A 12553-nucleotide genomic window follows, 5' to 3' on the forward strand; every position below is an offset into this window, starting at 1 on the left:
GAGAAGTATGAGTGGAACAACAATGATATTTTTAATTGTGCTTGTATCTGTAGGTTTTGGCGCATTTAGAGAAATATATATGACTAAACTGGAGTTAAAAAAGCAAAGTAGTAAAGGTGGCAAAGATGTTGATGAACTAAAGTCTGAAATTTCGACTTTACGAGAGCGAGTCGAGGTGCTTGAAAAGTTAGTGACTGATGATGGTTATCAGGTCGCGAAAGATATTAACCGATTATAACTAATAACAATAGAATCGGTAGGAAGGCGCAAAGCCTCCCTTATCTTAACTTATTTACATTACACTTCGTATGAAATGGGGTCTTGAGCATTGTTGAGTGAAAAGGCTTCTAAGCGCTCTTGACACGCTCCACACTTTCCGCAGGCATGCTTTCGACCATTATAGCATGTCCATGTATGGCTATAATCTAGACCCATTTTTAAGCCGTCAGTTAGTATATCGATTTTAGTATTGTTTAAATACGGACTAACAATCTCGACTGCATCATAATTGGCAATGCGACACACATCGTCCATTTTTTTTACAAACTCAGGTCGACAATCAGGGTAAATTGCATGGTCTCCCGAGTGTGCTCCGTAGAAAACCTTACAGGCTTTGATTGATACGGCGTAACCAACTGCCAGAGAAAGTAAGATCATATTTCGATTCGGTACAATGGTACTTTTCATACTCTCTTCTTCATAGTGGCCCTCAGGTACCTCAATATCATCAGTCAGCGATGAACCACCAATAAGCTGGTTGATAGCTGAAATATCAACAATTTTATGAGCGATGTTAAGTTGCTCACATACCTCAGCCGCAACTTCTAGTTCTTTAACGTGGCGTTGGCCATAATTAAACGATAATGCATACACTTCATGTCCTGAACGGACAGCTTTATTTAAAACTGTGTATGAATCCATACCGCCAGAATAAATCACAACAACTTTTTCGCTCATAACTCTTTTGCCTCGATTTTGATAGAGGTTTACTTCAGGGCGCGATATACTACACGGCCGGCGAAAAAATAACAATTTTCATCGGCATTTTTTTGAGTTTAGAAAGTTGTATCGGAGCTGTTTTGTACAAAATCAACGAAGTTTTTGAAACTATTCAGGGTGAAGCGAGTTATACGGGCGTCCCATCTATCTTTTTGAGGTTACAGGGCTGTCCAGTAGGCTGTTCATGGTGTGATACTAAGCAAACATGGGATATAAACACGACATATTTGGTATCACTTGATAAAACGGTTGAGAAAAAAGCAGATTCAGAGCTTTGGGCCGAAGCTTCAGCAGAGCAAGTTGTCAGTTTGTTTAAAGAAAGAGGTTACTTAGCTAAGCATGTTGTGATCACTGGTGGCGAACCTTGCATGTATGACTTAGTGCCATTATGTGAGCAACTACATGACGCTGGGTTTTCAACGCAAATTGAAACCAGTGGTACGTTTGACATTAAAGTACCTAAGAGTACCTGGGTCACTGTGTCTCCCAAAATTAATATGCGAGGGGGTTATAAAGTTCTGGCTGACGCGATGCAACGTGCCGATGAGATTAAACACCCAGTTGCAATGCAAAAGCATGTTGAAGAACTAGAAGCTTTATTTATAGAAACGGGTGTTACACCGAAATTGGTCTATTTACAGCCAATTAGCCAAAAGGCTAAAGCGACAAAGTTAGCGATAGACACATGTATGAAGAAGAATTGGCGTTTATCGATACAGGTCCATAAATACATTGGCATAAACTAAAGCCTGTTGATATTTGGTGTGTGAATGCTACGAAATCATGGAAAGGGACGGGCACAACGTATTTGGCTGTGCCTTAAAGATTAGCTATTTTCGCTAATGTAATCAATAACTACTTGATGATGTTCTTTTGTTTTGAACTTATTAAATACATGCTTAATTGTACCGTCTTGACTGACTAAAAAGCTTAGTCTATGAATACCATCATATTCTTTCCCCATAAATTTTTTGAGTCCCCATACACCAAATGCATCAGCAATTGCATGATCTTCGTCAGAGAGCAAATCAAAATTCAGTTCTTTTTTAGTTTCGAAATTTTTCAACTTTTTGACCGGATCGGGACTTATGCCCACAGCAACCGTATTTAACTGTGCTAACTGTTGTTTGTGATCCCTCAGTTGCTCAGCTTGTACGGTACAACCCGGAGTGAGCGCTTTTGGGTAAAAGTACACCAGAACTTGCGTGCTGTTTAATAGCGATGCAAGCTCTATGGCTTCACCATTTTGATTATGTAAGGTAAAAAGTGGGGCGTTATCACCCGCTTTGAGTGTATTCATTCAAGTAATCCTTAGCGAATGCGTCTTAGTATATAATCTACGTCTAAAGTACTGGAAAGATCTTCAAATTTGATCTTAAAAGTATCGACGTCAACATTAGTAGGTATATTTATTTCTAGTTCGCAGCGCATATGTGTATCGGTGCTTTTTTGGTAGGTATCTGATTTTAAAGAGCATATATTAATGCTTTGTTCAGCAAAGAAACGTGTAACTTTACTTAGGGTACCCGGAGTATCGATACCGTTATATTCCAGTGTATATCCGGCGCTGAAATCTGAGTGGTAATGCGTACTTGTGCGTTTCATCATGGTAAGTAAGCCTAGCTCCATACCTTTGACAGGCAAAGTGTGCTCAACACGACTTATGGCCGACATGTCACCACTTAGTAACATTATGAAGGTAAATTCATTGCCTAAAATGGCGATACGGCTGTCAGTAATATTACAATGACAATCACTGACTAATTGCGTCAGTTCACTGACAATACCGGAGCGATCTTCACCGATGGCTGTTAGTACCAATTGTTGGTTTTCAAAAGCAGTCATTCAAGGTGCCTAAAATTGGGTCAGGATTACTCACGAAGCTTCAAACGCTGCAGTAATACGACGAATAATTGATATTTAACCAAAAATAGTAACATAGATACGCTATCAAGGCATGGTTGATTTTGTAATAAGTAGGTTAAATATGCAATAAATGAACGGCTTTCTTGTGTTTAGTAGCTTTGGAAAGTACCATAGTGTCGTTTTTGCGTTTGCAACTAGTGAAGCGCTTTTATTTATGTTTTATCTGTTTAATTAAGACATAATTTTATATTTTTACAGTGAACCAAATCAGCATTCCCCACTCATAGTATTGAATTAAAAAATAAAGGGTTTGCTAAGGAGAATAATCAGTGCAGTATTGGATCCCAAAAGCGTTGACAGTTGGCGTGGTTCTTGGTTTATCTGGGTGTAGTGTATTTATAAACGACGCGCACAATAAGCGAAATTATCGTGTTAGCGAGGCCGTTAAAGTTCCGGCGCAATTAGAGCAGCCGTTTCAAGATGATACGTATAAAATGGACGTAGCTCAGTTCAAAAATGATCCCGAGGCAAAGAGTTTCCGTCCTCCTCAGCAAGTATTGACGCTAGCTGCGGGAAGCTGGGTAGAGGAAAATGAAACTGTTGCACGTGTCTATTTTGATAAAAATGATGGAATTGAAGATTTAAATCAGTTTATTTGGCGTTCAGTCGATAACGTCGTAGCAAGTCACCAAAGCCGTATTATCTCAGACCAACGCAATGATGGTGTTGTTGAATTAGATTGGTACTCGTTGATAAAGCCAACAGAAGGTTGGTTTTGGGAAGATTCAGAGGCTGTTTCAGAGCAACGTATTAAATTTGTGATTGAACGTAAAGAGCATCAGCGAACAGCTTCGTTAAAAGCTGAATTGATAGATTACCGCAGTGACACTCGACCTTTGACTGACCTGTTACAGCAACAATTAGAAGTGAGAGCCCTAAACGAGGTGGTTGCTGAGTTTGATTACTTATATCGTTTGTTAGAAGTTGAATTGAGGAAGCTGCAAGGTATTTTGTCACTGAGAATCGGATTTGATGATGACGGTAATGCGGCATTTATCACCGAGCAAAATCATGAAAAAATAATAGATCGGTTTGCTAACTTTCTAGAGCGCGTGAATTTTACTGTGATCCGTATTGATAGAGATACAGGTGCAGTCTCAGTACGCTATGAGAAACCAGAAGACAGCGTATGGGATTCAATTTGGGGAGATGATGTACTTGAGCTGCCAATTGAGAGCGGGGATTATGTGATAACTGTGGCAGCAACTAAAGAAAATAGTACATCGCTGACATGGCGAGATAGTAACGACGAAGTACTAGGTGCTAGTACAATGACGTTGCTACAGGAAACACTACTTTCTGTATTGCGTGATAAAGGGTTAACAATTTAATCACCTTATTTTTGAAAAAGAAAAGAGCTTAGGCTCTTTTCTTTGTTTTTGTAGGCAAATTATAATGACAACACACTCTAGCCGCGCAAAGTCGATAGATTTACGCACTTTATTCGCTTTTATTGTTCCTTCATTAATAGGTGTTTTCTTATTTATGACACCCGTTGCAATTGGTGAGGCAATGACCATACCCATTGCAGTAATGGCCAAGGCTTTGCAAACATTTGTAGCACCATTTATTAGTGAGGTTATTTTAGCCATTATCACAGTTACCGGAGTGATGAGTTTATTGGTGAAGCTGGTTAAACCTGTGTGGGTGGAAAAGTTACCAATCTTAAAACATCTATTTGATGTCAGTTGGATTTGGCTAATTACGCGTTTACTTGGTATGACCTTTATCATCATGACATTCTTTCAAGTAGGGCCAAGCATCATTCACTCCGAACATACCGGTTCTCTGGTGCTAAATGACTTACTCCCTGTTTTATTCTCCGTGTTTGTACTCGCTGGTTTACTCTTACCTTTATTGCTCAATTTTGGCTTATTGGAGTTAGTAGGTACTTTATTAACACGTGTAATGCGTCCGTTATTTGGGGTTCCAGGAAGAAGCGCGGTGAATTGCGTTGCATCTTGGCTTGGTGATGGCAGTGTTGGTATTTTGATGACAGCACGACAATATGAAGACAAATACTATACGCAAAGAGAAGCCGCAATTATTGGCACGACCTTCTCAGCGGTGTCTATTACGTTTTGTTTAGTGGTAATTGGGCAAGTTAAATTAGAACATCTATTTGCTCCATTTTACCTAACGGTATGCTTAGCAGGCTTCGTTGCGGCAATCATTGTACCTAGGTTACCTCCACTTCGCTTCAAGCAAGATGTATATATTGATGGCAGTGCTGTTGATACGGATGCAGAAGCTGTACCAAAAGGGAAGACTTTATTGTCACATGCATTAGATGTCGCTTTAACCAAAGCAAAGAAAGTCCCTGGCGTCAAAGGGACGATTCAAGAAGGGCTGAGTAATGCTTTGGATATGGTGTTTGCAGTTTTACCAGTCGTAATGGCGGTGGGAACAATGGCATTAATTATTGCTGAACATACGACGATATTCCAGATATTAGGTACTCCGTTTGTACCTTATTTAGAGTTGCTACAAGTTCCTGAAGCAGCGCAGGCTGCGCAAACAATAGTCGTAGGCTTTGCAGATATGTTTATTCCATCAATTCTTGCCGCCAGTAATATTGAAAGTGATGTGACTCGCTTCATTGTTGCAGCGATGAGTGTTACACAGCTTATCTACATGTCAGAGGTGGGAGCATTGTTGTTGGGTAGTAAAATTCCAGTGAACATTTTTGAGCTATTTGCTATTTTTATTTTGAGGACACTTGTGACGTTACCCATTATTGCAGTGATGGCACATTGGCTGGTGGGTTAGCGTTTTGAAATATGAAAAAAGCGCTTAATCAGCGCTTTTTTTTGTTGTCTCTTTATGTGTCTGTTTTTCTAATTTCTGTTTTACTTCAAATTTAGTTGCATATTTGAGTAAAGCAATATTACTCCAAATTATCCCCAGTACCCCGATAATAATTAAGGTGACTTGCCAAGTTTCTAACTGTTCCATAGTGCTCTCCAGATAGTCAACAACCTTTATTGTACTGCTCAAAATAGTAAAATGGAATTAAGCACAGTAACCTTGAGTATATTTTTAAAATGTACTGAAAATTGTAGCTTTTACGAAGCAATTTATATATTAACTTGATACTATTCACATCTCGGTCAGGCTTATTATTTTAGGCTAAGGTGTATTATTTTTTAGGATGGAGTGAGTAGTCAATCAATGGAACATGTATTAATCTGGCCAGCACAATATCCATTGTTGTTAAGAGGGCTAGCAGAGCAAAATGGGGCCTTTATTTTAGACGCTTTGGAATCGTGGCCAACTTGCGAAACGTCAATCGATGAACAGGGCGTTGAAGCAACCATATTACCGCCTATATTTTACCTGCTGTGGTTAAAGCCATTAGAACCGTTTGAATCATGTTATTTTCAACATATAGACGAATACGATGAGCAACAGCAAGCATATTCTCAACAATTATTCGAGCATCTTGATTCTACTGGTATGACTAGGCAGTCGCTTACGGCGACTTTATTAGGAAGGTTGTTAGAGTATAGCGACTTGCAGCTGCAGATTGATAGTGTGGCCAACCCCAGTTTTTTTGAACTGTTATTACATCGCCGCTATTTTCAAGTCATCAAATGGGGAGTGAAGCAAGGTTTAAAAATGGAAGCTGTAGATGTGTGTAACGCATGGGTGCACGAAGATTTACGAGAAGCAATTATTCACGCTTTACCTAACTGTATTATCGATATTCCTGCAACCACAAAGCGCGCGACACAGAACTTATTAAAGGGAGATGAGTATTACTCTTTACTTAAAGAGTTATGTGACGATGAGGAGTTAACAAGTTTATTAGAGCAGGCGTTGTTAGCACATGTGATGCAAGATCAAGCAAAGCAATCGGTATTGATCGCATTTATTAGCCAAGGTGCTCAAGGACACGCAAAAGATGAGTTAGGTTGCTCTGCATTTATGTGGGCGATTGAAAAAGGTTTTGTGAATGTGGTGGAGCAATTGTTACCATATCAGGATATTAAATGTATAGATGATATGGGGCAAACGTGTTTGCATTATGCTGTTCGCTCAAATTTACCAAGCATGGTTAAAGTGATATTAAATGCAGGGTGTGACCCACATCAAAGGGATGTGTCAGAGCTTACCGCGTATCGATTAGCAATGAAAAATGGTGCATTAGCTGCGAGAAAAGTGCTTGAAGAGTTTGGTGTTATCGAGCTGTCAGAGCAAGCACAGTATAATAAAATTAAGCAAGTTCATGCCTTATATGCTTTGGCTATTTTACTATTACCATTACAGTTATTCTTTTTCTTCCATGACAATTTAAGTACAAAACAAGAATTTGTATGGGGCTTGGCCCTGTTAGGGGTAAGCGTGTTCGTTTTAGCTAGGGGAATTAGGGGAGGGCCTCTTTATCCTTCTCGGGTACATCCTTGGTCACTTAAAGGGCTCAGTGCATTAAGTTGGTTGAGCATTAGCTTACAGGGTATGTTTTCATTGCTGGTGCTGATCACATTGCTCGGTGTCTAACTACATTAGACACCGAGGGTACTTGTGCTACAAAATATAAGTGTTTCTAACTACTCTTTGGGTGCTTGGTGGGCTTGTTTCTCGTCCGCTAAGTCTTCTTTTAGCTTCCTGATCTTTAAGCCTAACTCTTGTCCTCTATGCCTTGCATAATATGTGCAGCCAACAAACATTGCGGTTGCCAGTAATAGCTCAAGTAATGCAATAATTCGTTGTTCTGGTGCAATCCATATCATCGTCAAACTATGCATAAAGTAGATCATAACAATAAAATTTGCCCAAGCATATGTGTAAGGCTTATCTTGAATTATACCTTTTAAAGGCAGTAATAGTGGGAGTATATAGATGGTAAAAATAAATCCTGTACTGTAATTCTCTTTAGGTACAAGTACAAACATCCAAATAGGCATTAATAAAAGTAAGCCGATATACCCAGTTAAGGCTAAGCGTTGATAATTGAGGGTTACTTGGTTTTTTGCAATTTTCTTCATTTAAGTTTACTTGCTATAGTAAATAATCGTTTGCCGACTGATTGGCATATTTTAATTTCCGTATTTGATAACTTTGTTGTGTTATCTGCCCCAGCAACATGTGTTGCACCATATGGCGTGCCTCCTGTTGTGGTATCAATGAGTTCAGGGACGTCATAGGGTACGCCTAATAACATCATCCCATGATGAAGCAAAGGTAATGATAAGTTCAAAAGCGTAGCTTCATTGCCACCATGCATGCTACTTGATGATGAGAATACACAGGCCGGTTTATCTATCAATTGCCCCTTTAACCAAATGTCACTGGTGGTTTCCCAAAAGAGTTTCGCTTGAGCGGCCATCATCCCAAACCGGGTGGGTGTACCAAAGGCGAGCGCATCACACTCTATAAGGTCTTGTTTCGTTACGACAGTATCGTGTGATAACTTCTTCTCAAAAGTCCTCAGTTTCACAGATGCGCCTAAATATTCAAGCGTGTCACTAATTTCATGGGCCATGTTTGCAACTGACCCGTGACTTGAATGATACAAGACAACAATATTTACCATTTATAGTATTGCCAATACAGACTCAGGAGGTCTACCAATTGCGGCTTGATTATTACTTACAACGATAGGGCGCTCAATCAGCTTTGGGTTGTCAATCATCGCATTTTTAAGTGTACTTTCAGGCGTTTCAGGCGTTAATGCAAGTTCTTTGTAAAGCGCTTCTTTGTTACGCACAAGCTGGTGTGCAGAACGATAACTGAGTTGTGTAAGTAGCGTCTCTAATTGTTCTAAGTTGATTGGTGTTTTTAAATATTCGACAATTGTAGGTGTTACGCCTTGCGTTTCTAAAAGGGCCAATGTCTCACGAGACTTTGAACAACGAGGGTTATGGTAGATGGTGACAGACATAATAGCTCCGAATAAGTTTTGTATATTTTACTGTATCTATATGGATTCTTAAAGCTTTGCTAGCTCTTTTTGCATTTGCCTATATTGACTTAAAAGAGCTTTGAGGCGACTTGCTTTGACTGTTTCTTGCTTTTTAACATTGTTCAATGCACGTTGTATTTCATCGGCTGCTTGAATATACGCGCCGTACTGGGCCAGCAAACTTGCTTTAGTTTCGTGATATGCTGATTTATTGTCTTGCTCTTTGTAAACTTTACTTAATAAGTCAATTGCCAGAGAATGTTCCGGCTTATCTAATAGGAATATCTTTAACAATTGAGCCGCTTTGTTGTATTGTTTTGCCTCAATAGCGGCATTCGCGAAGTTAAGAGTTATCACTTGATTATTTGGTCTGAACTCATGTTTTTCTTGGAGTAATTTGACGGCTTCAGCTGCTTTTTCTTGCCCTATTAATATATCTGTATAAGCATCTAAGTAGAACAAGTTATCAGGTTCATTACTGAGTAGCTTTAAGATAATATTTTCGGCTAAAAGATACTTGTCCTGATCGAGTAGTGATAGTGCTAGCCCATACTGGAGTGCTCGGTTATCCAGCTTTGAGGAGAGCTTGAGTTCACGTTCAAAAAAGGCTTGGGCGTCCTCGCTTTTATACTGATTTCTGGCAAGTACACGGCTTTTTGCTAACTGAAACTTAGTGCTTTCCATAAGCCTAACTGGACTGTATTGCTGTGCTCTTAGCCTGACATCGGATATACGTGAATCTGGTAGTGGGTGGGTTAACAAAAACACTGGAGGCTTGTTTTTAAAACGAGTTTGCGCGGCAAGTTTACTTAAAAACTCAGCCGATTGAGTTGCATCAAAGCCAGCCGCATGAAGAGTTTGCATACCAAATCTATCTGCTTCTTGCTCGGCTTTTCGGCTATGCGTCAGTTGACTAAGTGCTGCTTGAGTCGAGTTTGCCGCGATAATAGCCATACCTGCATCTGGCGCAACGACAGTGGCTAAAACTCCCGCAATCATACCTGCAATTGTTAAAGCGCTATTGTCCTGTGCTTTTTGTATTCTTCGTGCAAGATGGCGTTGTGTTACATGGGCAATTTCATGGCCTAAAACGGATGCAAATTGGCTTTCATTGTCTGATTGCGCAATCAGGCCAGAATGAACACCGACGTGCCCCCCGTAAAATGCAAAGGCGTTAATTGCTGGGTTATTGATCCAGAAGAAAGTAAAAGGGAATCGTACGTCATTGGCATTCGCAACTAAACGATTTCCAAGTGATGTTAAGTATTCGTCTAAAACAGGGTCTTGCAATAATGGAGAACCTGAACGAATTTGCATCATCATTACATTACCAAGCGCTTGTTCTTTTTCGATAGGCAACGCTTGCAATGCTGAAGTGCCTAAATCAGGCAGCTTAAATGGGCTTTGTGCAGCTGCTTGGCAACTCGATATCAACAACCCAGCGCCTATTATATACCTTAGAAGCGTGTTAAATGTCATACTAGTCCTTCTTTATATCGTCACCAAGCATCAGTTTTGCCAGATCTATTTCATCACTACATGCTCGGCTGTCTTTTTCGCAGAGCTGGTAAAAATCTTTTATTGAGACACCGTCAACAGTTTTGACGTTCAATTCTTTTTTTAAAAAAGTAATTATCTTATGAACTACTTTATGAGCGTGTAAGATAATTGCTTTATCTGCTATATCACCTCGCTCGAAGTAAAATCCAATAAATTTATGGAGTTGATTTATACGAATAAGGTTTTTCATTGTATGGGGGTCCCAAATCTGAAACTCCATAAATCGGTTGTCTTTGATATAATTATCGACTTTCATATCTTTCGCATAAGGGTATGCCCAAAGTTCAAATCCTCTGTCAGTAAACGCTTGATGCAATGCAATCCGAGGTTTTTCATGAGTGTGTATGATCCCATTATCATCTTCATAGCCATCTAATAGCGCGAGGTTCCAATTGCGTTTGTCTAATAGTTGTTTTACAGCATTATCAAAGCCATGCTGTAGAATTCCTTCACTCTCGCTGACTGATGAAGCGACAAGGTGGTAAAACGGAGGAAGTTCGCCCCAATTAATTTGTTTTTTATACCAATTAATTTCTTTTAACGTTGGGTTATCGGGTAGTTGGGCTTTACCGCTGGGTTTAGGCATAAAAAAACCTTACAAATTCTACTTATATCTATAAGGATAAACCATTGCGGTGTACCAAGCTATAGAACTAACCTTTTTAGTTTGTACATCACAGTGTTACACTAATTGTCTGTTATTTGATACAGGCTTCATAGAAAATTGCTGAGAGTCCACGTATATGTTAGACATTGACCTATCGGAGTTTAAGTGTCCACAGTTTTTTGTGCAATTTAAATGGCACTTGTTACAGGCTGACAAAGCCGAGGGTACAATCCGGTTTCATCATTTAGGCGAACAAGATATTAGTGATATTGTGCGATATTTAACACTACATAACTATCATTATTATAGTCAGGTTACCTCCCAACCTTTCATTGAGGTGAGTATTAAACATGTTTGAAATAGTAAAACAGTGGTATCAAAACAAATTTTCAGATCCACATTCAGTAACACTGTTACTGATGCTTATTACATTAGCAATGCTACTTTACTTCTTTGGTCCGTTTGTTGTACCTGTACTCGTAGCCTTAGTGATCGCGTATTTGCTAGATTGGCCGACTGCGCATGTTCAAGCAGTAGTTCATAATAGGGTACTGGCGACAACTTTAATCATGTTATTGTTTGTTGGTGTGGTACTTGCTTTGTTGCTGGGTATTGTTCCTGTGCTGTGGCAGCAACTGAGCAATTTATTACAAGAAAGCCCGCATATGATTGAAAAGGGCAAGTATTTTTTACTTCATTTGCCAGATGATTACCCCAACTTGATAACAACTCAACAAGTGCAGTCGTTTGTAACGACATTTGAGTCTAAAGTGCTTGAACTAGGGCAAGTCGTTGTCTCTGCATCATTGACATCTTTAAAGGACGTCGTAGCCTGGCTAATTTATTTAGTCCTTGTACCATTATTAGTATTTTTCATGCTAAAAGATAAAGTCACGTTAACAGATGGTATTGCTCGCTTGGTCCCGAAAGATAGACGTTTGATCATTCAGGTTTGGCATGAAATGGATCACCAAATCATGAATTATATCCGTGGGAAAGTATTCGAGATCATCATTATTGGTAGTACTACATTTATTGCTTTTTATATTTTAGATTTACGTTATGCAGCATTGCTTGGTGCGCTTGTTGGTTTATCAGTATTAATTCCATTTATTGGTGCGGCACTTGTCACAATTCCAGTTGCGGCGGTTGCTTTATTTCAATTTGGTGTTGATACGCAGTTTTGGACTGTGCTCATTGTCTATGGTGTAATTCAAGCGTTAGACGGTAATGTATTAGTACCACTTTTGTTTTCAGAAGCGGTTGACCTCAATCCAGTATACATTATTGTTGCTGTGCTATTTTTTGGTGGGATATGGGGTTTTTGGGGGGTGTTTTTTGCAATTCCTCTCGCTTCTTTAGTTAAAGCACTGTTCAATGCTTGGTCAACTCAATGGCAAGAACCGGAAAAGCCTTTACTGAAAGAAAGCTAATATAAGTTATTTTTTTGTGAGTATCGTAGCAAAAATTAGCTATTACGCGCTTTTTCCCCAATGCTTTGAAGAATAACAAGTACTGGGATGAAAGCCGCTCTGATATTCCTATTAAGCTTCTTA

Annotated in this window: 15 protein-coding genes; 6 read left to right on the top strand and 9 right to left on the bottom strand. The window is 39.4% G+C overall.

Going from position 1 to position 12553, the window contains the following annotated elements; genetic code table 11:
- Positions 1-7 precede the first annotated feature (7 nt).
- Positions 8-238 carry a hypothetical protein gene (locus J8L97_RS03065; RefSeq protein ID WP_192506902.1) on the top strand — a complete coding sequence of 77 codons (231 nt, stop codon included), beginning with the start codon at positions 8-10 and terminating at the stop codon, positions 236-238.
- A gap of 59 nt (positions 239-297) precedes the next feature.
- Here J8L97_RS03065 and queC read toward each other — a convergent pair whose 3' ends face one another.
- The gene (gene queC, locus J8L97_RS03070) at positions 298-957 is read right to left on the bottom strand and encodes a 7-cyano-7-deazaguanine synthase QueC (protein WP_210996200.1); all 660 of its coding nucleotides are present in this window, start codon (positions 955-957) and stop codon (positions 298-300) included.
- A gap of 122 nt (positions 958-1079) precedes the next feature.
- Between queC and queE the strand changes: the two genes are divergently transcribed.
- Positions 1080-1745, top strand: coding sequence for a 7-carboxy-7-deazaguanine synthase QueE (gene queE / locus J8L97_RS03075; protein ID WP_211047813.1), 666 nt, complete (start codon positions 1080-1082; stop codon positions 1743-1745).
- Between the two features lie 80 nt (positions 1746-1825).
- On the opposite strand, the gene bcp is transcribed toward queE, so the two are convergent.
- Both bcp and J8L97_RS03085 read right to left on the bottom strand, forming a co-directional pair.
- Entirely contained in the window at positions 1826-2299 is a 474-nt protein-coding gene (gene bcp, locus J8L97_RS03080) for a thioredoxin-dependent thiol peroxidase (RefSeq protein WP_211047814.1), read from the bottom strand.
- Positions 2300-2310: 11 nt separating this feature from the next.
- A complete protein-coding gene (locus tag J8L97_RS03085; RefSeq protein ID WP_210996197.1) occupies positions 2311-2844 on the bottom strand; it encodes a glycine cleavage system protein R in 534 nt (177 codons plus the stop codon).
- A 350-nt stretch (positions 2845-3194) separates the two neighbouring features.
- Between J8L97_RS03085 and bamC the strand changes: the two genes are divergently transcribed.
- On the top strand, positions 3195-4256 hold the full coding sequence (gene bamC / locus J8L97_RS03090; protein WP_211047815.1) for an outer membrane protein assembly factor BamC: 1062 nt from the start codon (positions 3195-3197) through the stop codon (positions 4254-4256).
- Between the two features lie 64 nt (positions 4257-4320).
- Positions 4321-5694, top strand: coding sequence for a YjiH family protein (locus J8L97_RS03095; RefSeq protein WP_211047816.1), 1374 nt, complete (start codon positions 4321-4323; stop codon positions 5692-5694).
- 24 nt (positions 5695-5718) lie between these two features.
- Here the strand turns inward: J8L97_RS03095 and J8L97_RS03100 are convergent, their stop codons facing one another.
- A complete protein-coding gene (locus J8L97_RS03100; RefSeq protein ID WP_192506909.1) occupies positions 5719-5880 on the bottom strand; it encodes a DUF2897 family protein in 162 nt (53 codons plus the stop codon).
- Between the two features lie 216 nt (positions 5881-6096).
- Here J8L97_RS03100 and J8L97_RS03105 point away from each other — a divergent pair, with 216 nt between their 5' ends.
- Positions 6097-7425 (top strand): ankyrin repeat domain-containing protein, encoded by a 1329-nt coding sequence (locus J8L97_RS03105; RefSeq protein WP_211047817.1) that lies wholly within the window; start codon positions 6097-6099, stop codon positions 7423-7425.
- Positions 7426-7475: 50 nt separating this feature from the next.
- On the opposite strand, the gene J8L97_RS03110 is transcribed toward J8L97_RS03105, so the two are convergent.
- The 5 genes from J8L97_RS03110 to J8L97_RS03130 are packed head-to-tail and all read right to left on the bottom strand — an operon-like array spanning position 7476 to position 10976.
- Positions 7476-7913, bottom strand: a complete 438-nt coding sequence (locus J8L97_RS03110) for a DUF2069 domain-containing protein (protein ID WP_192506911.1) — start codon at positions 7911-7913, stop codon at positions 7476-7478.
- A complete protein-coding gene (gene wrbA / locus J8L97_RS03115) occupies positions 7910-8461 on the bottom strand; it encodes an NAD(P)H:quinone oxidoreductase (RefSeq protein ID WP_192506912.1) in 552 nt (183 codons plus the stop codon). Before wrbA ends, J8L97_RS03110 begins: the two co-directional genes overlap by 4 nt.
- Complete coding sequence (arsC, locus tag J8L97_RS03120; RefSeq protein ID WP_192506913.1) at positions 8462-8809, bottom strand: arsenate reductase (glutaredoxin); 348 nt, start codon at positions 8807-8809, stop codon at positions 8462-8464. It abuts the gene before it with no gap.
- 48 nt (positions 8810-8857) lie between these two features.
- Entirely contained in the window at positions 8858-10309 is a 1452-nt protein-coding gene (locus tag J8L97_RS03125) for a M48 family metalloprotease (RefSeq protein WP_210996193.1), read from the bottom strand.
- 1 nt (position 10310) lies between these two features.
- Complete coding sequence (locus tag J8L97_RS03130; protein WP_211047818.1) at positions 10311-10976, bottom strand: hypothetical protein; 666 nt, start codon at positions 10974-10976, stop codon at positions 10311-10313.
- 371 nt (positions 10977-11347) lie between these two features.
- Here J8L97_RS03130 and J8L97_RS03135 point away from each other — a divergent pair, with 371 nt between their 5' ends.
- Positions 11348-12430: an AI-2E family transporter gene (locus J8L97_RS03135; RefSeq protein ID WP_211047819.1), complete on the top strand. Its 1083-nt coding sequence runs from the start codon at positions 11348-11350 to the stop codon at positions 12428-12430.
- The last annotated feature ends 123 nt before the right edge of the window (positions 12431-12553 follow it).

This window comes from Pseudoalteromonas sp. MMG012 (assembly GCF_018100875.1).
Lineage (GTDB): Bacteria > Pseudomonadota > Gammaproteobacteria > Enterobacterales > Alteromonadaceae > Pseudoalteromonas > Pseudoalteromonas aurantia.

Coding starts and splice junctions, on each gene's coding strand:
- J8L97_RS03065 (WP_192506902.1), top strand. CDS start 8: ATGAGTGGAACAACAATGATATTTTTAATTGTGCTTGTATCTGTAGGT.
- bcp (WP_211047814.1), bottom strand. CDS start 2,299: ATGAATACACTCAAAGCGGGTGATAACGCCCCACTTTTTACCTTACAT.
- wrbA (WP_192506912.1), bottom strand. CDS start 8,461: ATGGTAAATATTGTTGTCTTGTATCATTCAAGTCACGGGTCAGTTGCA.
- arsC (WP_192506913.1), bottom strand. CDS start 8,809: ATGTCTGTCACCATCTACCATAACCCTCGTTGTTCAAAGTCTCGTGAG.
- queC (WP_210996200.1), bottom strand. CDS start 957: ATGAGCGAAAAAGTTGTTGTGATTTATTCTGGCGGTATGGATTCATAC.
- J8L97_RS03110 (WP_192506911.1), bottom strand. CDS start 7,913: ATGAAGAAAATTGCAAAAAACCAAGTAACCCTCAATTATCAACGCTTA.
- J8L97_RS03130 (WP_211047818.1), bottom strand. CDS start 10,976: ATGCCTAAACCCAGCGGTAAAGCCCAACTACCCGATAACCCAACGTTA.
- J8L97_RS03135 (WP_211047819.1), top strand. CDS start 11,348: ATGTTTGAAATAGTAAAACAGTGGTATCAAAACAAATTTTCAGATCCA.
- J8L97_RS03095 (WP_211047816.1), top strand. CDS start 4,321: ATGACAACACACTCTAGCCGCGCAAAGTCGATAGATTTACGCACTTTA.
- J8L97_RS03125 (WP_210996193.1), bottom strand. CDS start 10,309: ATGACATTTAACACGCTTCTAAGGTATATAATAGGCGCTGGGTTGTTG.
- J8L97_RS03100 (WP_192506909.1), bottom strand. CDS start 5,880: ATGGAACAGTTAGAAACTTGGCAAGTCACCTTAATTATTATCGGGGTA.
- J8L97_RS03105 (WP_211047817.1), top strand. CDS start 6,097: ATGGAACATGTATTAATCTGGCCAGCACAATATCCATTGTTGTTAAGA.
- J8L97_RS03085 (WP_210996197.1), bottom strand. CDS start 2,844: ATGACTGCTTTTGAAAACCAACAATTGGTACTAACAGCCATCGGTGAA.